Annotated in this window: 19 protein-coding genes and 1 pseudogene; 10 read left to right on the forward strand and 10 right to left on the reverse strand. The window is 71.0% G+C overall.

Annotated features, from left to right (window positions below; all coding sequences use genetic code 11):
* Positions 1-48 precede the first annotated feature (48 nt).
* On the forward strand, positions 49-1,260 hold the full coding sequence (locus HC031_RS34485) for an amidohydrolase (RefSeq protein WP_338090780.1): 1,212 nt from the start codon (positions 49-51) through the stop codon (positions 1,258-1,260).
* 40 nt (positions 1,261-1,300) lie between these two features.
* On the opposite strand, the gene HC031_RS22715 is transcribed toward HC031_RS34485, so the two are convergent.
* Together HC031_RS22715 and HC031_RS34490 are read right to left on the reverse strand one after the other, a co-directional pair.
* A complete protein-coding gene (locus tag HC031_RS22715; RefSeq protein WP_240942830.1) occupies positions 1,301-2,827 on the reverse strand; it encodes an amino acid permease in 1,527 nt (508 codons plus the stop codon).
* Between the two features lie 215 nt (positions 2,828-3,042).
* Entirely contained in the window at positions 3,043-4,131 is a 1,089-nt protein-coding gene (locus tag HC031_RS34490) for a methyl-accepting chemotaxis protein (protein ID WP_167927420.1), read from the reverse strand.
* A gap of 128 nt (positions 4,132-4,259) precedes the next feature.
* Between HC031_RS34490 and HC031_RS22725 the strand changes: the two genes are divergently transcribed.
* From HC031_RS22725 to HC031_RS22735, 3 genes and pseudogenes are all read left to right on the forward strand, one after another.
* On the forward strand, positions 4,260-4,484 hold the full coding sequence (locus tag HC031_RS22725; protein ID WP_167927421.1) for a hypothetical protein: 225 nt from the start codon (positions 4,260-4,262) through the stop codon (positions 4,482-4,484).
* A 16-nt stretch (positions 4,485-4,500) separates the two neighbouring features.
* Positions 4,501-4,824, forward strand: a pseudogene (locus tag HC031_RS22730) (ArsR/SmtB family transcription factor); the annotation flags it as partial.
* Positions 4,825-5,006: 182 nt separating this feature from the next.
* A complete protein-coding gene (locus HC031_RS22735) occupies positions 5,007-6,623 on the forward strand; it encodes a SulP family inorganic anion transporter (protein WP_167927496.1) in 1,617 nt (538 codons plus the stop codon).
* Positions 6,624-6,814: 191 nt separating this feature from the next.
* Here HC031_RS22735 and HC031_RS32600 read toward each other — a convergent pair whose 3' ends face one another.
* Positions 6,815-6,970, reverse strand: coding sequence for a hypothetical protein (locus HC031_RS32600; RefSeq protein ID WP_205863100.1), 156 nt, complete (start codon positions 6,968-6,970; stop codon positions 6,815-6,817).
* 47 nt (positions 6,971-7,017) lie between these two features.
* Here HC031_RS32600 and HC031_RS22745 point away from each other — a divergent pair, with 47 nt between their 5' ends.
* Complete coding sequence (locus HC031_RS22745; RefSeq protein WP_240942831.1) at positions 7,018-7,608, forward strand: nucleotidyltransferase family protein; 591 nt, start codon at positions 7,018-7,020, stop codon at positions 7,606-7,608.
* Between the two features lie 12 nt (positions 7,609-7,620).
* Here HC031_RS22745 and HC031_RS22750 read toward each other — a convergent pair whose 3' ends face one another.
* Positions 7,621-8,268, reverse strand: coding sequence for a TetR family transcriptional regulator (locus HC031_RS22750; protein ID WP_167927423.1), 648 nt, complete (start codon positions 8,266-8,268; stop codon positions 7,621-7,623).
* Between the two features lie 83 nt (positions 8,269-8,351).
* Here HC031_RS22750 and HC031_RS22755 point away from each other — a divergent pair, with 83 nt between their 5' ends.
* Together HC031_RS22755 and HC031_RS22760 are read left to right on the forward strand one after the other, a co-directional pair.
* Complete coding sequence (locus HC031_RS22755; RefSeq protein WP_167927424.1) at positions 8,352-8,534, forward strand: hypothetical protein; 183 nt, start codon at positions 8,352-8,354, stop codon at positions 8,532-8,534.
* A gap of 46 nt (positions 8,535-8,580) precedes the next feature.
* Positions 8,581-8,865, forward strand: a complete 285-nt coding sequence (locus HC031_RS22760) for a hypothetical protein (RefSeq protein ID WP_167927425.1) — start codon at positions 8,581-8,583, stop codon at positions 8,863-8,865.
* Positions 8,866-8,981: 116 nt separating this feature from the next.
* Here HC031_RS22760 and HC031_RS22765 read toward each other — a convergent pair whose 3' ends face one another.
* From HC031_RS22765 to HC031_RS22780, 4 genes are read right to left on the reverse strand one after another with little or no spacing between them, the layout of a single operon-like run.
* Positions 8,982-9,797 (reverse strand): ABC transporter permease, encoded by an 816-nt coding sequence (locus HC031_RS22765; protein WP_167927426.1) that lies wholly within the window; start codon positions 9,795-9,797, stop codon positions 8,982-8,984.
* Between the two features lie 10 nt (positions 9,798-9,807).
* Positions 9,808-10,776 (reverse strand): ABC transporter permease, encoded by a 969-nt coding sequence (locus HC031_RS22770; RefSeq protein WP_167927427.1) that lies wholly within the window; start codon positions 10,774-10,776, stop codon positions 9,808-9,810.
* Positions 10,776-11,975 carry an ABC transporter substrate-binding protein gene (locus HC031_RS22775; RefSeq protein WP_167927428.1) on the reverse strand — a complete coding sequence of 400 codons (1,200 nt, stop codon included), beginning with the start codon at positions 11,973-11,975 and terminating at the stop codon, positions 10,776-10,778. The genes HC031_RS22770 and HC031_RS22775 overlap by 1 nt, the downstream gene beginning before the upstream one ends.
* Positions 11,976-12,010: 35 nt before the next feature.
* Positions 12,011-13,105, reverse strand: a complete 1,095-nt coding sequence (locus tag HC031_RS22780; protein WP_167927429.1) for an ABC transporter ATP-binding protein — start codon at positions 13,103-13,105, stop codon at positions 12,011-12,013.
* 152 nt (positions 13,106-13,257) lie between these two features.
* Between HC031_RS22780 and HC031_RS22785 the strand changes: the two genes are divergently transcribed.
* Both HC031_RS22785 and ligD read left to right on the forward strand, forming a co-directional pair.
* Positions 13,258-14,718, forward strand: a complete 1,461-nt coding sequence (locus tag HC031_RS22785) for a PucR family transcriptional regulator (RefSeq protein WP_167927430.1) — start codon at positions 13,258-13,260, stop codon at positions 14,716-14,718.
* 97 nt (positions 14,719-14,815) lie between these two features.
* Positions 14,816-16,279, forward strand: coding sequence for a non-homologous end-joining DNA ligase (gene ligD, locus HC031_RS22790; RefSeq protein ID WP_167927431.1), 1,464 nt, complete (start codon positions 14,816-14,818; stop codon positions 16,277-16,279).
* 53 nt (positions 16,280-16,332) lie between these two features.
* On the opposite strand, the gene HC031_RS22795 is transcribed toward ligD, so the two are convergent.
* A complete protein-coding gene (locus HC031_RS22795; RefSeq protein WP_167927432.1) occupies positions 16,333-17,133 on the reverse strand; it encodes an SAM-dependent methyltransferase in 801 nt (266 codons plus the stop codon).
* Positions 17,134-17,393: 260 nt separating this feature from the next.
* On the reverse strand, positions 17,394-17,993 hold the full coding sequence (locus HC031_RS22800; RefSeq protein ID WP_167927433.1) for a DivIVA domain-containing protein: 600 nt from the start codon (positions 17,991-17,993) through the stop codon (positions 17,394-17,396).
* Positions 17,994-19,604: 1,611 nt separating this feature from the next.
* On the opposite strand from HC031_RS22800, the gene HC031_RS22805 reads away from it, so the two are divergent.
* On the forward strand, positions 19,605-23,567 hold the full coding sequence (locus HC031_RS22805) for a Pls/PosA family non-ribosomal peptide synthetase (RefSeq protein ID WP_205863101.1): 3,963 nt from the start codon (positions 19,605-19,607) through the stop codon (positions 23,565-23,567).
* Positions 23,568-23,608: the final 41 nt, after the last annotated feature.

The raw sequence follows: 23,608 nt of genomic DNA on the forward strand, positions 1-23,608 counted from the left end.
GGGGTGGGGGAACGAGGGCTAGCTGAGGTGCTAGCTGGAGGTGATTGTGTGGGTTCGCCAGGGTTGGCGGGGACAGGACCGGTAGCCATCGTCGGCGGCCGGGTGGTGCCGATCGAGGGTGACCCGATCGACGGTGGCGTTATCGTGATCGAAGACGGCCGGATAGCCGCCGTCGGCGGTGCCGACCTGCCCGTTCCCGAGGGCGCGACGACCGTGTCCGCCGAGGGTGCCTGGGTGCTGCCCGGCTTCATCGACGCGCATGCCCACGTGGGTGTCTGGGAGGAGGCCGAGGGGTGGGCCGGTCAGGACACCAACGAGATGACCGACCCCAACACCGCGCACGTGCGCGCCCTGGACGCGATCAATCCGGCCGACCTCGGCTTCCGGGACGCCATCGGCGGCGGCGTGCTCGCCGTCAACGTCAATCCGGGCTCGGGCAACCCGATCGGCGGCCAGACGGTCGCGCTCAAGTGCTGGGGCCGGACGGTCGACGAGATGCTGTTGCGCCAGCCGAGCGGCCTGAAGTCGGCGCTGGGGGAGAACCCCAAGCGGGTGTACGGCGACCGCAAGCAGTTGCCGTCGACGCGCCTGGGCACCGCGGCCGTCATCCGGGACGCGTTCACCCAGGCGGGCAACTACCTCGCCAAGTGGGAGAACCCGGAGCCCGGTAAGCAGCCCGATCGGGACCTCAAGCTGGAGGCGCTCGCGAAGGTGCTGCGCCGGGAGATCCCGTGGCGGCAGCACTGCCACCGGGCCGACGACATCGCCACGGCGATGCGCATCGCCGAGGAGTTCGGCTACGAGTTGGTGATAGACCACGGCACCGAGGCGCACCTGCTGGCCGACATCATCGCGGCCAAGGGCATCCCGGTGATCATCGGACCGCTGTTCACCACCCGGTCCAAGGTCGAGCTGCGCAACCGGTCACTGGCCAACCCCGGCCGGCTCGCCGCCGCCGGCGTCACCATCGCGATCACCACCGATCACCCGGTCGTACCGATCAATTTCCTCATCCACCAGGCGACCCTTGCGGTCAAGGAGGGGCTCGACCCGGTGACGGCGCTGCGCGCGGTGACCATCAACCCGGCCCGCATCGCCGGGGTCGCCGACCGGTTGGGCTCGATCGAGCCGGGTAAGGACGCCGATCTGTGCATCTGGTCGGGGGACCCGCTCGACGTGATGAACCGGGTGGAGCGGGCGTACGTCGGCGGGGTAGAGGTCTACCGGGATGGCGGTTTCAGCGATCTTGGACAGTTGTGAGGGCTATGACCCCCACAACTGTCCAAGATCGCTGGCTGCGTCAGTGTGAGACGGGAGCGCCCGTCGGGGCGCTGGCCGGCCGGGGCGCCGGCACGGCCGCGTGGCGCTCCTGCCGGGCCAGTCGGTTGTGCCGCCGGCCGTAGCCGAGGTACACCACCATTCCCGCGACGAGCCAGATCGCGAACCGCAGCCACGTCGCCAACGACAGGTTGGTCATCAGGTACAGGCAGGCCAGCGCGGACAGTACCGGTACCACCGGCGACAGCGGCACCCGGAACGGCCGTTCGAGATCGCGGCGGGTACGCCGCAGCAGCGGAACGGCCAGCGAGACGATCACAAACGCGAACAGCGTGCCGATGCTGACCAGGTCGGCGAGCGCCGACAGGGGTACGAAGCCGGCGAGCAGCGCGACGAACGCCGTCATCGCCACGGTCAGCCGGTAGGGAGTGCCCCACTTCGGGTGGACGGCGCCGATGCCGGGCGGCAGCAGACCGTCGCGGGCCATCGCGAAACCGATCCGGCCGATCGCCACGATGTCCACCAGGATGACGCTGGTCAGGCCGGCGACGGCGGCGATGGAGACGAGGACGGCCGCCCAGCCGGCACCGACGGCGGAGAACGCGGACGCGATCGGCGCGCCCGGGTCGATCTTCCGGTAGTCGACCATGCCGACCAGGACGAGCGACACCGCGACGTACAGCAGCGCGGAGATGCCGAGCGTGCCGAACAGGCCGAGGGGGAGGTCGCGTGCCGGGCGCCGGGTCTCCTCGCCGAGGTTGGCGACGGCCTCGAACCCGGTGTACGCGAAGAAGACCACCGCCGCCGCGGTGAGCACGCCGGCGAAGCCGAACGCCGACGGGGCGATGCCGAACACCGCCTGCGACAGCGGCCGGGCCAGCCCGGATGTGCCGCCACCGGCGTGGCGGGCCGGCGGCACGAACGGCGTCAGGTGGGCCCACTTCACGAAGAACAGGCCGGCGATCACCACGAACACGCAGATGGCGATCTTGACCACGACGAGCGCGTTGGTCACCCGGGCGGACTGCCGGATGCCGATCGTGGCGATGGCGCCCAGCACGAGGGTGATGGCGATCGCGCCCAGGTTTACCGTGCTGCTCTCGCCGAACCAGGCGGTCGGCAGGCCGAGCAGCTTGCCGAGGTAGCCCGACCAGCCACGGGCGACGACGGCCGCGCCCAGCGCGAACTCGAGGACCAGGTCCCAGCCGATGATCCAGGCCGGCAGCTCACCCATCGTCGCGTACGCGTATGTGTACGCGCTGCCGGCGGTCGGCACGCTGGACGCGAGCTCGGCGTAGCAGAGCGCGGCCAGCAGGCTCGCGACGCCGGCGAGCGCGAACGAGATCGTGACCGCGGGTCCGGCGTGGTCGCGCGCCTCGATCCCGGTGAGGGTGAAGATGCCGGTGCCGATGACGATCCCGATGCCGAAGCCCATCAGGTCGAACGGGCCCAGCCGGCGGCGCAGTCGGCGGCTGCCGGCCGCGTCACCACCCGCCCCGTCGTCGCTCTCGCTCTGAATGAGCACGTCGTCGATCGGCTTTGTCCGCATAAGCGACATACGGGTACCCCTTTCGGCCAAATATCGGCCGTGTTGTACCCATCTCGCGGATCGTGCAATCTCCCGCCGTCGATTTCACGATCATGTCAGTGACGGCGCCGCGGCGACGATGCTGCCCGGCAGCAGGTCGGTACCCGCCCGCCGGGACCGTTACCTGTCCTCGGCTACTGGTCCCCGGCTACTGGTCCTCGGCTACTGGTCCCCGGCTACTGGTCCTCCGCGACCAGCTTCTGCAGCTGGACCGCGCGGTCGTTGATCTCGCCCGCCGTGACCCGTACCGTCTCGGCCGCCTCCGACGAGGACTGCACCGAGCCGGCCATGGACCGGATACCGGTCGACATCTCCGCCGTGGTGGCCGTCTGCTCCTCGACCGCGCTGGCGATCAGCGTCTGCTGCTCGGCGATCGAGCTGATCAGCTCGACGATGCCGGAGATCGCGGCGGCGGCCTGGGCGCTCTCCGACTGGATCGCCTCGATCATGGTGGTGATCTGGTCGGTCGCCTCCGCCGTACGGGCCGCCAGGTCCTTGACCTCACCGGCGACCACCGCGAAGCCCTTGCCGGCCTCGCCGGCGCGGGCCGCCTCGATGGTGGCGTTGAGGGCCAGCAGCTTGGTCTGCTCCGCGATCCCGGTGATCAGCTTGGTGATGGCGCCGATGCTCTCGCTGGACTCCTGGAGCTTGTTCATGCTGCGGGTGGTCGACTCAGCCGAGCTCACCGCGCTCGTGGTGCTCGTCGACGCGGCGGTCACCCGGGTCGAGATCTCCCCGATGCTCGCGGTCATCTCGGCGGCGCCCTGCGACACTACGTCGGCCTGGCCGGAGGCTTCGGCCGCGACGCTGGTCAGCCGGTCGCCGAGCTCCGCCAGCGAGGAGGCCTGCGCCGCCAACTCGTCGGCCAGCTGCTGGGTCACGACGGTCTGGGCGGCCTCGCGGGTGATGTTGCGCCACGTCGCCGCGTACCCGCCGGGAATCGCGCCCACGGTCAGCTCGGCGACCGCCCGGTCCGCGCCGTCGCCGACCTCGAACGTCCCGACGACGGGGAAGCGGGTGTTCTCCCGGATGATCCGCACGAGCGTCGCGCGGAGCAGGTCCAGTACCTGCGGGCCCTGCGTCTCGGCGGCCTGGCGGGCCATGTTGACCGCGGCGTCGTTGCGGAACACGATCTCGCCGGCCTCGTCGGTCACCAGCAGCACGCAAGGCGCCGCCGTGAGCACGGTGACGAGCGCGTCGGCGGAGCCCACCAAGGGGTGGCGCCCACCCGATGCGGATCGGCCGAACCTCGCGGGAACGTTCACGGTCGCTCTCCCTGTCGTCTGGTAGCTCTGGCTACGACCTCCGCTGACCCAGATCGGCCGGCGGAGGGCAGGGTTGAGCAAACCTGCGGATTGGACGTCGGCCGGGCGGTCGGCCCACGATCGGAGGCGTGGCGCCTGCGCAGGCCGACCGGCGACGTGACCGGTCGTGGCCGGCGGCTGTCCTCGACCACGGCGAGTACCTGCTCAACGCGCTCAATGCGGCGGTGGCGGTCGCGCTCGCCGTCGGCGGGGTCCTCTTGTTCGGAGCCCCCACCGGGACAGTGACGGTGATCACCAACGGCGCGCCCTGTGTACTTGGTGAATTGAAGAAGTGTGCAATTGGTCAGGTATAGTGAAAGGCGGTGACGGATGCCCGGCGTGGTTCCGCTCTACCAGGCCAAGGCCGAGTTCTTCCGTATGCTGGGCCACCCGGTGCGCATCCGGGTCCTCGAGCTGCTCGGTGAAGGGCCGACGACCGTGCGGGCGCTGCTCGACGAGATCGGCATCGAGGCGTCGAGCCTGTCCCAGCAGCTTGCCGTGCTGCGCCGGGCGGGCATCGTGACCTCCACGCGGGAGGGCTCGACCGTCGTCTACGCCCTCGCCGGCCCCGACGTGGCGGACCTGATGCGGGCGGCCCGGCGCATCCTCACCGAGATGATCACCGGACAGGCCGAACTCCTCGACGCGCTGCGCGAGGACCGGCCGAGCCAGCCGGGTACCGCCCCGAGCCAGCCGGGTACCGCCCCGAGCCAGCCGGGTACCGCCCCGAGCCAGCCGGGTACGGCCGATGCGCGCCCTGCCAGCGCGGACAACGCGTGAGCGCGGGACTCCGGCGCCTGGTCCGGCTGCTTCCGCCGACCGAGGCATGGAAGGCGATGGGGCGCCAGCCCCGCCGGGACCTCCTCGCCGGCCTGACGGTGGCGATCGTCGCCCTGCCGCTCGCGCTCGGGTTCGGCGTCTCCTCCGGGCTCGGGGCGGCCGCCGGCCTCACCACCGCGATCGTCGCGGGGGCGATCGCGGCGATCTTCGGCGGATCGAACCTGCAGGTCTCCGGGCCCACCGGCGCGATGACCGTCGTTCTCGTGCCGATCGTGGCCCGGTACGGCGCCGGCGGCGTGCTCACGGTCGGTCTCCTGGCCGGCCTGCTGCTGATCGCGCTCGCGGTCGCGAAGGCCGGCCGGTACGTCCGCTACGTCCCGGCCCCGGTCGTGGAGGGCTTCACCGTCGGAATCGCCGCGGTGATCTTTCTTCAGCAGGTGCCGGCCGCGCTCGGGGTGACCGCGCACGGCGACTCGGTGACCGCGGTCGCGTGGCGGGCGGCTCTGGCGTTCGTACGCCATCCCCGGCCCGCGGCGCTGGCCGTGGCCGTGGGCGTCGCCCTCGCCGTACTGCTCGGCGCCAGGTGGCGGCCGACCGTACCGTTCTCGCTGGTTGCCGTGGCGGCCGCTACCGCGGTGGCCGAACTGGTGCACGTGCCGCTGGCCCGCATCGGCGCCCTGCCATCGACGCTGCCCGCCCCGACACTGAGCTTCCTCAACCTTGCCGCGGTGCCGTCGCTGTTCACCGCGGCGGTCGCGGTGGCGGCGTTGGCGGCGCTGGAGAGCCTGCTCTCGGCGACCGTCGCCGACGGCATGAGCGTGGGGCAGCGCCACGATCCCGACCGGGAACTGTTCGGCCAGGGGCTGGCCAACGTCGTGACTCCGCTCTTCGGCGGCGTACCCGCCACCGCCGCGATCGCCCGTACGGCGGTGAACGTGCGCTCCGGGGCCGGCTCCCGGCTGGCCGCCTTCACCCACGCCCTGGTCCTAGCCGCGATCATGCTGGTGGCCGCCCCGCTGGTCGCTCACATACCGCTGGCGGCGCTGGCCGGGGTACTGATCGCTACGGCGGTCCGCATGGTGGAGGTCGGATCGCTCGCCGCCCTGGTCCGCTCCACCCGGTCGGACGCCCTGGTCATGGCGCTCACCGCGATCGGCACCCTGGCGCTGGACCTCGTCGAGGCGGTACTCGTCGGCTTCGTCGTCGCCGGGGCGCTGTCCCTGCGGAAGATCGCGATGTCGGTACGGGTCGAGGAGGTCCCGCTGGATGACGGCGACCACCGGGACGAGGAGCACGCGCTGCTCGCCGAGCACATCGTGGCCTATCGTCTGGACGGTCCGCTGTTCTTCGCCGCCGCCCACCGCTTCCTGCTGGAACTGTCTGAGATCGCCGACGTCCGGGTGGTGATCCTCCGGATGTCACGGGTCTCGACGATGGACGCGTCCGGAGCGCTCGTGCTCGGCGACGCCATCCAGCGGCTGGAGCAGCGGGGGATCGTCGTCTACGTCTCCGGCCTGCGCGCCGACCACACGAAAACCCTCGACGCCCTCGGCGTCCTGGACCGCCTCACCGAGGCCGGGCGGGTGTGTGCCACCACCCCGCTGGCGATCGAAGCGGCGCGGTCGCATCTGCATGCCGGCGGTCTCGTCACGGGGCTGGCCGGGCCGGCCTGACGCACGGCTCCGGCCTGCAGGGCCGCCTGGACCTCGGTCGTGGTGTTGTGGCCCTTGGGTTCACACCATGTACCGGTCGTGCCGTGCGTACGGCTCCGTCCACTCCTCGTCGCTGAGTTGACGTCCGGACGCGACGATCTCGGCCAGCGATTCGAAGTAGCTCTCGCGCGGCGCACCCGGGGCGAACAGGATCAGTAGAGACCGAACTCTCCGCGGGTGGACGCCGAGGTGGCAAGGTAGTGGACCGCGGCGGCGCCGACGGTCCGGTCGGGTTGCCGGGTCGCCGGTTGGAGGACGGCGCTGACCTCGCCGCCGTCGGCCAGGCAGCGAGAGTCTGGGTAGGACATGCGGCTCCGTTCGATCCCGCGACCTCCGCCAGCATAGGCTGCCGGGAATGGTGACCGGGGAGACCGATGACGACCGGCTGCGTCGTATCGTCCGGTCGTGTGGCTGGCTGATGCGCGTGCTGGAGACGGTACGGGCGGTCGACCTGCCCGACGCGTGGGTCGGCGCGGGCGCCGTACGTGACGTGGTCTGGGGCCGGTTGTACGGGCCCGGCTTCGACCCCGGCGATGTGAACGACGTCGACGTGGTGTTCTTCGACCCCGACGACCTGAGCCGGGAGCGGGACGAGCGCGCGACCCGGATGTTGGGTGACGCCTGGCCCGACGCGCCGTGGCAGGCGCGTAACCAGGCCGCCGTGCACACCTGGTACCACCACAGGTTCGGCGGTGCTCCGGTCCTGCCCTTCTCCTCGATCGCGGAGGCGGTTGCGACCTGGCCGGAGACCGCCACCGCGGTCGCCGTGCGGCTCGACGGCGCCGGCCACCTCGACGTCTGCGCCCCGCTCGGCCTGGCCGACCTGCTGGCCGGGGTGTGGCGGCGTAACCCGCGCCGCGCCAGCCTCGAGGTGTCGCTCGCCCGGTTCGCCCGCCACCGGCCGGGTCGGCGGTGGCCGGGGGTACGGGTGATCCCGCCCCGCTGATCGGGCCGGCTGTCAGGCCGGGTCGAGCCAGTGGCGCGCGCCGATAATGACCAGCTGAAGCTGCCGAGTGGCGGTCGCGACGACCCGGCGCTCGGCGGCGGACCGGCCGGGTGGGACGTCCACGATCGCGGCCGCCGTCGAGATCATGTGGTTGACGATCAGGTCGGTGAGCATCTTCACGTCCTCGTCGCTCCACCGGCTGAGCACCGGGGCGGCGGCGCGTTCGCCGGTGAGGAGGTCGACCGCCAACTCCTCGCTGATGAGCCGCAACTGGTCCCCGATGGCGCGCCGGACCCGGCCCAGGCCGCCGTACCGCTCGCGCGCGATGAACCGGAACTGCTCGCGGTGCGCGCGTACCTCGCGGAGCAGTGCGTCCACGGAGCGGCGGGCGATCTCCTCGCTCGATGTCAACCCGGCGCGTACGGCCCGCAGCGCGGTACGCAGTCCGCCGAGTGACTGCTCCACCAACGCCACGCCCAGGCTCTCCAGGTCGGGGAAGTGCCGGTAGAAGCCGGCCGGCACGATACCCGCCTGCCGGCTGACCTCCCGCAGGCTCAGGCTGCCCAGGCTGTGGTCGGCGGTCAGCCGGAGTACCGCGTCCAACAGCGACTGTCTGGTATGGAGCTTCTGCGCGGCTCTGCCACCGAGGCTATGGGTCATGTCACTCAGTAAACACCTGTTCGCTGGAGGACGGGTGGTCCAGGCTTGGACGAGTAAACAGTTGTACGCCGAAAGGGGGAGCCGTGTTCGCCCTCGCGGGTGCGTTGCTGCTGGCGGTCCTGGTCGTCGGCACGGCCACGCTCAGCGGTCATCCGATCGAGGTGATCGCGACCGCCCTCCTGGTGGCCGCCGTGATCCTCGCCGTCATGTGGCGGGTGCGCACGCTCAGCGGCGCGCGTGACGGCCGGCGCGCGCGTGACGACTGACCTGCGCTGACCATTGACGCCTGCCCTGACCGGAAAGGAGCACCTCGTGGACATCGTGAAACACCGGACGATCACGCGGCTCGACGACCGTGCGGCCGCTGCCCTGCTCTGCGGTGCGGTGGGGCTCTTCCTGTTCAACGCCGTGCTCGGCCCGTTCGCGATCGCGCTGGGCGCCGTCGCCGCGCGCCGGGCCAGGCGGGCCGGTGGATCCGGGCGGCTCGGGTACGCGGCTGCGCTGCTCGGGATCGGTCTCGGCGTGGCCGACCTGGTGGTCCTCGCCGTACTGGTGGCCAGCCGGATCCACGACGGCACGCTCCACGTCAACGGATGATCCTGAAGGATTTTCCGTGCTGGGACACGGAAAATCCTTCAGGATCATGGCAGAGGCGAAGGCGAAGGCGAAGGCGAAGGCGAAGGCGAAGGCTGAGGCGAAGGCTGAGGCGAGGGCTAGAGGCGCCCGCCGCTCGCCGTGTCGCTCGAGATGCGCTGCGCCAGGTAGATCGGCACCACCGACAGCACGATCAGTACCGCGGCGACCACGTTGATGACCGGTGCCTGGTTCGGGCGGAAGAGGTTGTCGAAGATCCACAGTGGCAACGTCCGGACGCCGGCGCCCGCGGTGAAGGTGGTCACGATGATCTCGTCGAACGACAGCGCGAAGGCCAGCAGGCCACCGGCGAACAGCGCCGACCGGATCAACGGGAACGTCACGTACCGGAACGTCTGGAATGTCGACGCGCCCAGATCGGCCGAGGCCTCCTCCAGGGTCGTGCCGGTACGCCGCAGCCGCGCCAGGACGTTGTTGTAGACGACCACGACGCAGAACGTCGCGTGTCCGATCACGACGGACAGCAGACCCTTGCTGACGCCGAGCGGCACGATGACGGTGCGGAACGCGGTGTCCAGCGCGATGCCGGTGACGATGCCCGGCAGTGCGATGGGCAGCACGACGAGCAGGGAGAGCGCCTCCCGGCCGAAGAAGCGGTACCGCGCGACCGCGAACGAGATCATCGTGCCGAGGACGAGCGCCACCGCGGTCGCGCCGAGCCCGGCCTTGACCGAGGTCAGCAGCGCCGTCCGGGCACCGTCGTTGGCCCACGCCCGCGTCCACCACTCGGTCGTCCAGCGCGGCGGGGGCCACGCGAACGTACGGTCGGCGTTGAACGAGTTGACCAGCACGATGGCCAGCGGGATGTAGATGAACGCCAGGCCCAGCGCCATGGCGCCGCGCAGCAGCCACCGAGCGGTGCGAGAGAGGGTCATAGGTGCTCCGTCACAACTGTTCGAGGGCGCCGCTGCGCCGTACCGCGACCAGGTAGATCACCATGATGAGCACCGGGACGGTGGCGAGCGCCGCCGAGAACGGCAAGTTGTTGGCCGCGCCGATGTTGGCGTACACCAGGTTGCCGATCAGTTGGGTCTTGCCGCCGACGATCTGCACGGCGATGTAGTCGCCCAGTGACAGGGAGAACGTGAAGATCGAGCCGGCGACCGTGGCCGGGACGACCGTCGGCAGCACGACCGAACGGAACGTGCGTCCGGCGCGGGCGCCCAGGTCTGCGGAGGCTTCCAGCAGGGAGTCGGGCAGCCGGTCCAGGCCGGCGTAGATCGGCAGGATCATGTACGGCAGCCAGAGGTACGCCAGCACGATCACCGTTGCGGTCAGCCCGTACCCGGGACCCCGACCGTTGCCGCCCAGAAGCCAGTCCACCGGGCCGCCCCCGGCCAGCAGCACCCGCCACGCGTACGCCTTCACCAGGTAGCTGGCCCACAGCGGGGTGAGGATGGCCACGATCAGCCAGTGCCGCCACCGTGGCGCGGCGACCTTGGCCATGAAGAACGCCATCGGAAGCGCGATCGCGGCGTCGATCAGCGTCACCGCGATGGCGACGCCGAGGCTGCGCAGCGTCACGGTCCGGTACACCGCGTCCGTGACGATCGTCTGGAAGTTGTCGAGGGTCGGCTGCCGTACGACGTCGCCGGTGAACGAGTTGACCGTCCAGAACGCCGAGACGAACAGCACCGCCAGGGACCCGAGGTAGGCCACGCCCAGCCACAACAGCGGCGCGGACAGCAGCGCCGACAGCCGGGCGGACGGGTGGCGGTGCAGCCAGGCGGCCAGCCGGCGGGCCGGGCCGGCGGCGGGGGCCGCCGACCCGGGGCCGGAACGTCCGGACGGTTCAGCAGGGCGGGTCGGACCGGGAGTCCCGGTCCGACCCGCCAGGGGAGATACGGAGCTCATCAGCCCTTGATTTCGGTCCACGCCTGGGTCCAGGCGGCGTAGTCCTTGCAGGTCACGTTCTTGCGACCGTCCAGGCACTGCGCGGTCGGGGTCGTCCAGTACCAGATCTTGCTCGCGTACGCGGCGTCGTTGGCGTGGTAGGTGTCGCAGAAGCCCTTGTCCGAGGTGTGCTCGCAGGCCTTGGCGTTGGCCGGCGCCTCACCGAACCACTCGGCGACCTGGGCGTTCACCTCCGGGGACACGATCCAGTTGAGCCACTTGTACGCGCAGTTGGGGTGCTTGGTCTTGGCGGCGACCATCCAGGTGTCCGACCAGCCGGTCGATCCCTCGGAGGGCAGCACCGCGTCGACCGGCGCCTTGTCGGCCTGCGCGAGGTTCACGATGACCTGCCACGCGGTACCGACGACCGTGTTGCCCGACTTGAGGGCCTGCACCGCCTTCGTGTAGTCCGACCAGTACTCGCCGATGTTCTTGTTCTGGCCCTTGAGCAGGTCGACTGCGGCCTTGAGCTGCTTGTCGTCGAGCGCGTACGGGTTCTTGATGCCGAGCTCCGGCTTGTGCGCCATCAGGTACACGGCCGCGTCGGCGATGTAGATGGGCGAGTCGTACGCGGTGACGTGCTTGGCGTTGGCCGACGCGTCGTCGAAGACGACGCTCCACGAGGTCGGCGCCGGGTTGACCTTGTCGGTGCGGTACGCGAGGACGTTGGCGCCCCAGCCGTGCGGGACGCCGTAGGCGACGCCGTCGACGGAGTTCCACGTCTTGAGCTTGAGGAAGTCGTTGACATCGGCGTAGTTGGGCACCAGGTCGGTGTTGACCGGTGCGACGACGCCACCGTAGATCATCCGCAGCGACGCGTCACCGGAGGCGGAGACCACGTCGTAGTCGCCGGACTTCATGAGGGTGACCATCTCGTCGGACGTGCCCGCGACCTTGGAGTTGACCTTGCAGCCGGTCTGCTTCTCGAAGTCGCTGACCCAGTTCACCTTGGGGTCGTTGCTGCCGTTTTCCACGTATCCGGCCCAGGCCACGATGTTGACCTGGCCTTCACCGGTGCCGACGGTCTTCAGCGCCTCGATCTTCGGCGGCTTGACCCCGGCCGGGCCCGTGGCTTTGCCGGAGTCCGAGCCGCTGGAACAGGCGGACAGGGCAAGCAGTCCCGCCGCGGCGAGGCTGGTGATGATGCGCGCTCGACGCATGGATTCTCCTCGGGATGTGTTCGGTGCGGAGCTGTTCAGGCGGGGAGGCGGATCGCGTGCTCGCGCCGCCAGCGCAGGGTGACCGGGGCGTCGCGGTAGGACTGCACGTCCGCCGACGAGCTGCGCAGGTTCTGCCGCAGGGCGACGAGTTGGGCGCCGGCGTCGAGCTGTACCACGAACCGGGTGGTCGGTCCGGCGTACACGGCTTCGACGACGCGGCCGGTCGCGGTCACGTCACCGTCGTCCGGCAAGCCGTCGCCCTGCTCGCCGTCACCCGGCGAGCCGTCACCCGGCGAGCCGTCACCCGGCGAGCCGTCGCCCGGCGAACTTTCGAGCGCGATCTTCTCCGGGCGGATGGCGAAGCAGCCGTCCTCACCGAGGACGGTCCGCGCCGCGTCGTCGCGCAGTACGTTGGCGGTGCCCACGAAGCCGGCGACGAAGGCGCTGCCCGGCTGGTCGTACACCTCGGCCGGGGTACCCACCTGCTCGATGCGTCCGGCGTTGAACACCGCGATCCGGTCGCTCATCGTCAGCGCCTCCTGCTGGTCGTGCGTCACGAACACGAACGTGATGCCGACCTGGCGTTGGATGTGCTTGAGCTCGAGCTGCATCTCCTCGCGCAGCTTGAGGTCCAGCGCCCCGAGCGGCTCGTCGAGCAGCAGCACCTTGGGCCGGTTGACCAGCGCCCGGGCCAGGGCCACCCGCTGGCGCTGCCCGCCCGACAGCTGGCCCGGCTTGCGCTGGGCGTACCCCTCGAGCCGGACGGTCGCGAGCGCCGCCTCGGCGCGCTCGCGCCGCTCCCGGCGGCCCACCTTGCGGATCTTCAACCCGTACTCGACGTTGTCGATCACGCTCATGTGTGGAAACAGCGCATAGTCCTGGAAGACGGTGTTGACGTCGCGCTCGAACGGCGCCTTGCGGGTCACGTCCGCGCCGGCCAGCTCCACGACGCCCGAGGTGGGCAGTTCGAAGCCCGCGATGAGGCGGAGCACGGTGGTCTTGCCCGAGCCGGACGGGCCGAGCATGGAGAAGAACTCACCGTCGGCTATCTCCAGGTCGACGCCGGCGACCGCATCGACGTTGCCGAAGGACTTGCGCAGTCCGGTCAGACGGATCGCGGGCGTGTCCAATCTCGCCGCCTTTCTACTCTCGGTGCCGGCGCCGCGACTGACCTGAGGGGACGCGGATGCGCCCCGGACGTTAGGCTGCTGACCGGGTGCCACTCAATGGATGGATGCACAACCATTTCCATGGTCATTGTTCAGTTGTACAGTCTGGACGCATGGTGCTCCCGCTCGCCGAGATCCTGGCCGCTCCGCGGCTCCACCTGATCGCGCTGACCGGTTCGCCCGAGGCCCTGCAACGCCCCGTGAGCTGGTGCTCGGTGACCGAGCTGGCCGACCCGCGCCCGTGGCTGCAGGGCGGCGAACTGGTGCTCACCACCGGCCTGCGCCAGCGCACGGCCGCGGCGCAGCGGGAGTTCGTGGAGCTCGTCGCGCGCCGAGGGGTGTCCGGCATCGGCTTCGGCACCGGGCTGACCCACGAGCGGGTGCCCCGTATGGTCATCACGACGGCCCGTGCGTACGACCTGCCGGTGCTGGAGGTGCCGTACGAGACGCCGTTCCTCGCCGTGGACCGGTTCGTCGCCGACCGGATCGCCGCCGAGAGCTACGGCCGGCAACGCGACCTGCTGCGCATGCACCACGCCCTCGCCCGGGCGTTGCTGTCCGGCGGCGGCCTGGACGGCCTCGTCCACACCCTGGCCCAGCTCGTCGGCGCTCCGGTGGCGGTGACCGACGCGTACGGGGCCGTCCTGGCCGCCACGCCCCCCGGTGGCGAGTGGCCGGCCGGTCAGGACGCGCCCATCGAGGTGGCCGACGTCGAGGTGGCCGACATCGTGGTGGCGCACCTGCGGACACCGGCCGAGCACGAGGTGCTGCCGTACGCGGCCAGCCTCGTCGGCCTGGAGCTCGCCCGCCGCCAGGCCGTCCTGGCCGGTCGCCGGGAGCTCGTCGGCCAGGTGATCGAGGACATCGTGCGGGCGAGCCTCTCGGAGAGCGAAGCCGCGAAGCGCCTGTCCGCGTTCGGCGTGGACGCCGCGCGGCCGCACACCGTGCTGCTCGCCGCCGCCGGCCGCGGCGTCGACCCGGGCGGGGACCGGCTGCGCAGCCTGCCCGGCGGGGTGTACCCGCTGTCGGCCGCCGGCGCGGAGCCGATCGTCACCGCGTACCTGGGCGAGCACCTCGTGGTGGTGGTCGGAGAGGGCCGGCCGGTGGACGAGGTCGCCCGCCAGACCCTCGGCTACGTCGGCCGGCTCGGCGAGAGCGCGCGGGTCGGCATCGGCGGGGCGTACCCCGGCGCTGCCGGCCTGCGGTGGAGCTTCTACGAGGCGCGGGAGGCGCTGAGCCGGGGGCCGGGGATCAACGGGCGCGAGCCGCTGTCACTGCCCGGCCTGCTGCTCGCCAGCGAGGCCCTGCCCCTGACCGAGCTGGGTCGGGCGGTGCTCGCGCCGCTGCTCGACTTCGACGAGCAGGGCGGCGGTGATCTCGTGGCCACGCTGCGCGCGTACCTGGAGGAGGACGGGTCGGTGGCGCGGGTCGCCTCCCGGCTGTTCGTGCACCGCAACACCGTCCGGTACCGCCTCGAGCAGATCGAGCGGCTCACCGGGCGCAGCCTCGCGTCGACACAGGACCGGGTGCAGTTCTGGCTCGCGTTGCAGGCGGTGACGCTGGGCGCCCGCTGACGTGGGCCCGGTGACGCCGGCCCGCTGACGCGGGTCCGGTTCCGCGGGCCCGGTGGCGCCGCGCGTTGAGGGCGGCCCCGAGGGGTAGACAGCAGTCATGGTCGACAAGCTGGCGAGGTACCGCAGCAAGCGGTCTCCGTCGCGTACGCCCGAGCCGGTGCCTGCGCCCGCGCCGCTGCCGCACGGAGCCGACGACACCTTCGTGATACAGGAGCATCATGCCCGTCGGCTGCACTGGGACTTCCGGCTGGAGCGCGACGGGGTGCTCGTGTCGTGGGCGCTGCCGAAGGGTCTGCCGGCGGACCCGGCGACCAACCACCTCGCGGTCCACACCGAGGACCACCCGCTCGAGTACGCGTCGTTCGCCGGCGAGATCCCGAAGGGCGAGTACGGCGGCGGCCGGGTCGAGATCTGGGACCGCGGCACCTACGAATGCGAGAAGTGGACCGACCGCGAGGTGAAGTTCGTGCTCCACGGCGGGCGGGCGGACGGCCGGTACGCGCTGATCCACACGCACGGCAAGAACTGGTTGATCCACCGGATGGACCGGCCGCCGGCCGACAATCAGAAACCGGCCGACAATCAGAAACCGGTGCCGGAGTTGATCAGGCCGATGCTCGCGACCCTGGGGCAGCTGCCGCCGCCCGCCGAGGACGACGAGTACGGCTACGAGATGAAGTGGGACGGCCTGCGGGCGGTCGTGTACATGGCCGGCGACGGCCGGGTACGCGTCGTGTCGCGTAACGACCGTGACGCCACCGTCGCCTACCCGGAGCTGTGTGCGCTCGGCACCGCGCTCGGCGGCGTCCCGGCCGTCCTCGACGGTGAGATCGTCGCCTGCGACCCGGCGGGCCGGATCTCCTTCATGGCCCTGCAGCCCCGGATGCACGTGCGGGACCGGGCGCAGATCGAGCGGCTGCGCGAGCGCACCCCGGTGACGTACCAGATCTTCGACCTGCTCCAGCTCGACGGCCACCCGACCATCGGGCTGCCGTACGCGCAGCGCCGCGAACTGCTGGAGTCCCTGGAGCTGCACGGTCCACGCTGGGACACGCCGTCGTACACGCGTGGCGGCGGCGCGCGGGCCCTCGCCGCATCGAAGGAGCAGGCGCTCGAAGGGATCGTGGCCAAGCGGATCGAGTCCACCTACGAGCCGGGCCGGCGCTCCGGTGCGTGGATCAAGGTCAAGCACACCCGGACCCAGGAGGTCATCGTCGGCGGCTGGGCGCCCGGCAAGGGTCGGCGCGCCGGTACGGTCGGCGCCCTGCTGCTCGGCATCCCGGGCCCGGACGGGCTCGACTACGTCGGCCAGGTCGGCACCGGCTTCAGCCGCGAGACCCTCGACGAGCTGCAGCGAAGGCTGCGCCCCCTCGACCGCAGGACCCCGCCCTTCGCCCGGCCGCTGCCGACGCGGGACGCGAAGGACGCGCACTGGGTCACGCCCAAGCTGGTGGGCGAGGTGGAGTTCGGTGAGTGGACCCGCGACGGCCGGCTGCGCCAGCCGAGCTGGCGTGGCCTGCGCCCGGACAAGTCACCGGACGAGGTGGTACGGGAGAGCTGACTCCGCCGGGAGCGTCGATCGCCGGGCGCGCCCAGCTACGGCCTGCGGCCCACTTACACCTTGCGTCCCACCGCGCCCAGGATCAGCTCCGACCGGGGAGCGCCGGCGGCATCCGGATCCGGGTGCCAGTCGGCGACCGCGACGACCCCGGGCTCCACGATCTCCAGACCCGACAGCAGCGCCTCGACCTGCTTGGGCGTACGCGCCTGCCCCGGGGTCGGCGTGTGGTCGTAGAGCCGGCGGATCTCCTCGATCTCCTGTTTGTGGTTGGCGTCGGTCACGTGCGAGACCGCGATGTAGCTGCCGGGGGCCAGGCAGTCGCGGATCTGGGCGACGATGCCGGCGGGGTCGTCGTCATCGACGACGAAGTGCAGCACCGCCATCAGCAGCACGGCCACGGGCTGCGCGAAGTCGAGCAGGTCGAGTACCTGCGGGTGGTACAGGATCTCGGCAGGTCGCCGCAGGTCGGCCTCAACGGACAGCGCGCGTGGGTTGCCGGACAGGATCGCCTGCCCGTGCGCGACGGCCACCGGGTCGAGATCCACGTACACGACGCGGCACTCGGGCGCCGCCGCCTGGGCCACCTCGTGGACGTTGCCGAGCGTCGGGATGCCCGAGCCGATGTCGAGGAACTGCCGGACGCCGGCGTCGACCAGCCACCGCACGCAGCGGCCGAGGAACGCCCGGTTGGCATGAGCGGCCTGGCCGAAGCCGGGCATCACCGCCTCCACCCGCGCCACGAACTCCCGGTCGACCGCGAAGTTGTGGTATCCGCCCAGGAAGTAGTCGTAGGCCCGGGCGACGTTGGGAACGGTCACGTCCACTCCGTCAGGCACCCAGCTCGGCAGTTCCAACTCGCGCTCCTCACGTCGTCGTGGCGGCGGTGGTATCCGGGTCTTCTCGGTCCGGCGGCACGGTCCGGGTCAGGCTTACAGGAGTCAGGGTCACCGGCGTCGGGGTCACCGGCGTCGGGGTCACCGGCGTCGCGACCATGAGCGACCGCCATCACTGTTGCTCACCGGTACCCGGCTGCCAAGGGCTGTCACCGAATTCGGCAACAGGGTGAAGACGCCGGTCGGGTCCGTCGGTGGTGGCGCAGCCGGCGCCGGTCGCCTCACCGCCAGGCGGCCGGTGACCGCAGGTGGTTGTCGGCGACCAGCACCATCGCATCCACCTGAGCCAGCAGCGCCTCGCCGAAACCGCGCATCCAGCGCGCCACCAGTCGCAGCTCGTCGTCGGCCCGTGACCTGGTGTGCGGGTCGGACAGGAACGAGGAGATCAGATCCTCGACGTACACGCGGGCGCGGACCCTCGCGTGGTAAAGATCGCGTTCGCAGGTCTCGGCGTCGTCGGCGGCGGTGCTGTCGGCGCATCCGGCCGCGACGTCGACGAGCGTGTCGCTGTAGCGGTCGACCTCGCGGACGAGTGGGCTGGGGTGATGGCGCGCGGGCGTCCGGCCGGCGACGCGATCCACGTCCGTGCCGTGATCCCGATAGAAGCTGCGCAGCCGTTCGACCTCGGTGCGCAGGGCGGAGTTGTCGCGCTCGACGGCCTCGAGTGCGGTGGCCACGCGCTCGAGGAACTCCTGGACGTCATCTTCGGAGTAGCCCCGCCAGCCCAACGGCGACTGCCGGAACGTCGCCGCCCGGACCTCGTCCGCGGTCAGCGCGTCGGGCTGGAGCCGGACGCGGCCGGGGTCGACCGGGGAACTCATCGATACCTCCGCGGGCGGCCGGGCCGGAGGCGGTGCCGGCCCCTGGTGATGGTGCCCATCATTATCGATGGAGGCGGCCGTTGGCGAGATCCCTTAACCCGCACTTAGGGCACAGCGGAGGTTCATTTAAGGCTCGGGCGGCGGCCGTGCGGCTCGGACGGGCCGGCGAGCGAGGCGTGCGACCCGGCGGGACCGCCGGGTGAGCCATCGGTCGGCGCACCCGGGCGCGACCGGACGGTGCTCCAGGGGCGCCACCCGACGGCGTACCGGGATGGTGTTCACCGGGATGGTGTTCATTGGAAAGCCATCGAAGGGTATCGTTTCTTGTGGGCATCGAACGACGCCACTCCGTCGTGCCGTCCCGGAGCGTCACTTCGCGGCGCCGTCAGGTGTCGCTAACGGATGGCATTACTGCGGTCACGAAAAGTGCGCAACAGTCAACACGGATTGCCGTGGCGGCACCGGAAGCGGGTCGTCACAGGTATGAAAATGACCGGCTGAACCGCGACGTGGAATTCATGCGAACGCGGGTTGAACATGTCGAGACGGTGCTGTAGTGGGATCGCCAAGCGGTCGTCGCTGCGGAGTCCTTTCGTGGTATTTCAGTGCTTCTGTCGCGCCCGGAATGGCGCTTTTGCAAGGTCTGCCGAGATCGGTACGGAAACTTAGTCCACAAAGGACCGCAGGGTGGATTTGCGTATTGAGGGCGTTGTCGCGGGATGCCGATCGGCCACCCGCGAAGGCCTCATGTTTAGCGGTGACCGATACGGTTATAGCTGCCTCGACTCGCGCACCTCGCAATGACAATGACGCGCCTCGTTGTGCAGGGGCTGTTTCCTGCAACGGTTCAAGGAGGAACGTGGGCACGCCCTCGATTCAGGTCACGTCGCGCCGCGGTCCGGCGCACACATTGACTGTCGGCTGGCTGACAAGACGTTCGGCGCCGCGCGGTCGTGGGGTCGTTCACCGGTACGGTGCAATTGACAGGTGCCGTTTGCTTCGGGTGCCCGGGCGATGCCGTACCGGCGGGTTCGGCGTCGCTCTTCGGTAGCGGCGGCTGGCGGACCCGGGCGACGTCGGCCGGGCACGAGCAGCCGTGATTGATGGACGTGTGTTCCTTCACATTGGTCGGACGGGATCGGCCGGCTTTGAACGGCAGCGGGTTGCCGTACGTATTGCGTCTGGGTGAGCCGCTGGTAGGCGATGGCGCCGAGTCGAATGTCGTGCACCAACCGACGGGGGATCGGAAATTGCGCAACGCACGGGCGCCGCTGCGCCGTCGTGTGCGGAGAGCCTGGGTGATCAGCGGGTGATCAGCGGGTGGAGCGAACTGATCAGACATGGGGTTCGGGGAATTGGTACGCGTTCGGAGGAACCGGTTTGAGTGAGGCACTTACCACCGCGGCGGCCGTATTACCGGTGTCCGGTCACCCCGGCGGTGACGGTCGCGGGACGAGCCGTGTGATCGGTCGTTCGTCTGCCCTCTATGTCAGGAGCAGAGGGCGGGACGACCGGGCCGACGAAGGCCGGGCCGACCAAGCCCGGCCCGACCGCGGCCGCCTCCACCACGTCTTCGAGGCCGCCTGTGATCGCGATCCCGCGGCTGTCGCGTTGGAGTGTGGCGATGCGTGGCTGACCTATCGGCAGCTCGACGAGCGCGCCAACCGGCTGGCCCAGCACCTGCGGGGCCTGGGTATCCGGACCGGCTCACGCGTCGCGATCCTGCTGCAGCGCTCGATCGACACGTACGTGGCGCTGCTGGGGGTGGGGAAGGCGGGCGCGGCGTTCGTGCCGATCGATCCGGAGTCTCCGCCGGACCGGGTGGCCTACATCGCCGAGGATTCCAATGTGGATCTTCTGCTCACGTCGTCGGAGCTCGTCTGCGGGGCGGAGGGGCTGGACCGGCGGGTGCTGGTGGTCGACGAGAGCGCCGCCGTGCTCGCGGCCGAGCCGGCGGACCGGCCGGACCTCGGCGCTGACGAGGGCCGCGACGGGGGTGAGGAGGACCCGGTCGCGTACATCATCTACACCTCGGGGTCCAGCGGCCGGCCGAAGGGCGTGGCGGTCAACCAGTCGAGCATCCGCAACTTCCTGGACGTGGTGCCCGGCGTGTACGACGTGCGGCCGGGCGACCGGGTCTACCAGGGAATGACGATCGCCTTCGACTTCTCCATCGAGGAGATCTGGCCGACGTGGTCGGTGGGCGCGACGCTGGTGGCCGGTCCGACCGACTCCCGGCGGCTCGGCGCCGAGCTGGCGGACTTCCTGGACGAGCGCGCCATCACGCTGTTCTACTGCGTGCCCACGCTGCTGGCGACGATCCCGCGGGACCTGCCGCACATCCGCAACCTGTACGTGGGTGGGGAGGCGTGTCCGGGGCAGCTGGTGGAGCGGTGGAGCCGGCCGGGTCGGCGCATCCTCAACACGTACGGGCCGACCGAGGCGACCGTGACGGCCACCTGGTGTGAGCTGCGGCCGGGGCGGCCGGTGACGATCGGCCGGCCGCTGCCGACGTACTCGGTGGTGATCCTCGACGAGCAGCGCCAACCGGTTCCCGACGGCGAGGTCGGCGAGATCTGCATCGGCGGGCCGGGGGTGGCGCGCGGCTACGTCGGCCGCCCCGAGCTGACCGCGGACAAGTTCTTCCCGCATCCGTTGGCGCCGGCGGGCGGGCGGCTGTACCGCACCGGCGACCTGGGCCGGATCACCCCCGACGGGGAGATCGAGTATCTGGGGCGGGCGGACGCCGAGGTGAAGATCCGGGGGCACCGGGTGGACCTCGGCGAGATCGAAAGCGTCCTGATGGAGGACCCCGAGGTCGCCGAAGCGGTCGCGGCGCTCGTGCCGATCTCGGACGCGCCGGACGCGCCGAAGGAGCTGGCCGCCTACATCGTGTGCCCGGGCTTCGACGCGGGCGGCGACGAGGCGCTGGTCCGGCGGCTGTACGAGGCCATGCAGAGCCGGCTGCCCGGCTACATGGTGCCGTCGTTCCTCGACGGCATCGACGCGCTGCCGATGATGCCGAGCGGGAAGGTCGACCGGCGGCTGCTGCCCATCCCGGTGCGCCGGCGGCCCGCCACCGGCGGCGGACCGGTCGTCGCCGCGGAGGGTGAGCTCGAAGAGCAGGTGCGCGCGGCGTGGGCCGAGGCGTTCAACATGGAGCCCGAAGAGCTGTCGGTCGAGGCCAACTTCTTCACCGACCTCGGCGGCCACTCGCTGCTGGCGGCGACCGTGGTCTCGCTGCTGCGGATGCGTGACATCGGGGCCAGTCCGGCGGTGCGCGACCTGTACGACCATCCCACTGTCCGCGGCATGGCCGCCCACCTCGGCGGAGCGGTCCGGCAGCCCGGCCCGGTCGCACCGCCCCGCCCGGCGCCGCTGCGCCACAGCCGCTGGCGGATCGCGGGCGCCGGCTTCGGGCAGGCGGTGGTGATCTACCTGCTGCTGCTGGCCGTCACCCTTCCGGTCTCCTATGTGTACACCTGGAACAACGGTGACGTGTCGGTCTCCGTGCTCGTCCAGCTCATGTACGCCATCCTGGTCAGCTACCTCGGGGTCCGCTGGCTGCTGCCGGTGCTGCTCATCCGCCCGCTCTCGGCCGGCATCAAACCCGGCCGGTATCCGCTGTGGGGACTGACCTACGTCCGGTTGTGGGCGGTGAACATGCTGCTGGCGGTCGGTCCGCTGCCGGTGCTCAGCGGCTCCCCGCTGATGGCGCTGTACCTGCGGCTGCTCGGCGCCAAGGTCGGCCGGCGCACCACGATCGCGACCAGCGCCATCAGCCTGCCCAACATGGTCAAAATCGGCGCGGACGCGTCGATCGGGTACGGGGTCTCGCTGCGCCCGTGGCGCGTCGAGGACGGCTGGGTGAACGTCGCGCCGATCGTCGTCGGGTACGGCGCTTTCGTCGGGGCGAACGCCGTCCTGGAGCCCGGTGCGGTGGTAGAGGCGAACGCCGCGCTCGGCGAGCAGTCGGTGCTCGGCCAGGGCGAGACCGTTCCGATCGGGGAGCGGTGGTCCGGTTCGCCGCCGAACCCCACCGACGCGCTCGCGCCGACGGTCGAGGAGATGCTCGGCGCGGGGCGGCCGGTACGCGGATGGCGCCTGCACCACGTGGCCGCCGCCCTGGTCGGCCTGCTCGGCCTGGAGTTCGCGGCGATCGCGATGATCCTGCCCAGCGTGGCGCTCGTGTGGTGGGCGCTGCTGACCTGGGGCGTCATCGCCGGCTTCATCGCCACCCTGCCCGCCGGGCCGGTGTACGTGCTGACCGTGTGCGCGGTCGTGGCGATCGGCAAGCGGATCGTGCTGCCGCACGTGCCGGCCGGCATCCACCCGGTCCGCTCCATGCTCGGCGTACGCAAGTGGGTCGCCGACAAGCTGCTCGAGTTCAGCCTGATGTTCACCAACTCCCTGTACGCCACCCTGTACACGGTGCCGTGGCTGCGGGCGCTCGGCGCCCGGGTGGGCAGGGGCGCCGAGGTCTCCACCGCCGCGCACCTGGACCCGGACCTGCTCACCCTGGGCGCGGAGAGCTTCGTGGCCGACATGGCCAGCGTCGGCGCCGCCACCTTCGCCAACGGCCGCGTCGCGTTCCTGCCCACCCAGGTCGGCAGCCGGGCCTTCGTCGGCAACGCCGCCTTCGTGCCGGCGGGCACCAGCCTGGGCGACGAGTCACTGGTCGGTGTCGGCACCGTGCCGCCCGCCGGTGGGGTGCCCGACGGCACCTCGTGGCTGGGCTCGCCGGCGATGCACCTGCCGCTGCGCCAGGACAGCGGCGACTTCTCCGAAGACCAGACCTTCCGCCCGCCGCGCAAGGTGGTGGTCCACCGGCTGGCCGTCGAGTTCTTCCGGGCCACCCTGCCCGCCTCGATCCTGGGCGCGAGCTTCTACCTGTACCTGCTGGCGCTGTCCGGCCTGGCCAACGGCCGCGACCTGCCGATCCCGGCCACGGTCTCGCCGTTCGTGGCGATGGGCTCCAGCCTCGCCGTGATCGCCTGCTGCGCGGCGATCAAGCGCAACATCATCGGGGCCTACCGGCCGCGGGTGGAGCCGCTGTGGAGCCCGTTCGTGCGCCGCACCGAGTTCGTCACCGGGATCTTCGAGGCCGCAGCCGTCCCGGCCGGGGTCGGCCTGCTCATCGGTACCCCGTTCCTGCCGCCCGTGCTGCGCTGGTTCGGCGTGCGGATCGGTCGGCGCACCTGGATCGGCACCACGTACATCACCGAGTTCGACCTCGTCGAGATCGGCGACGACGCCACCGTCGGGATGGAGGTGTCGCTACAGACGCACCTGTTCGAAGACCGGGTGATGAAGATGTCCGTGGTCACCGTCGGCGCCGGCGCGACCGTCGGGACCCGGGCGATCGTGCTCTACGACGCGGTCGTCGGCAACGACGTCTCACTCGGCTCGCTATCCCTGCTGATGAAGGGCGAACGCCTCACCCCGGGCAGCCGGTGGCGCGGCATCCCCGCGCAGGGCGTGACCACCCGTGGCGCCCACGACAGCACCGCCGAGCAGGCCGCCCCCGAGAAGGTCGCCCCTGAGAAGGCCGCCCTCGCGGAGGTCGCCGCCTGATGCCGGCGACGACACCCGACCGATCTTGTCCGATTCCGTCC

Source organism: Planosporangium thailandense, assembly GCF_011947195.1.
GTDB classification, from domain to species: Bacteria; Actinomycetota; Actinomycetes; order Mycobacteriales; family Micromonosporaceae; genus Planosporangium; species Planosporangium thailandense.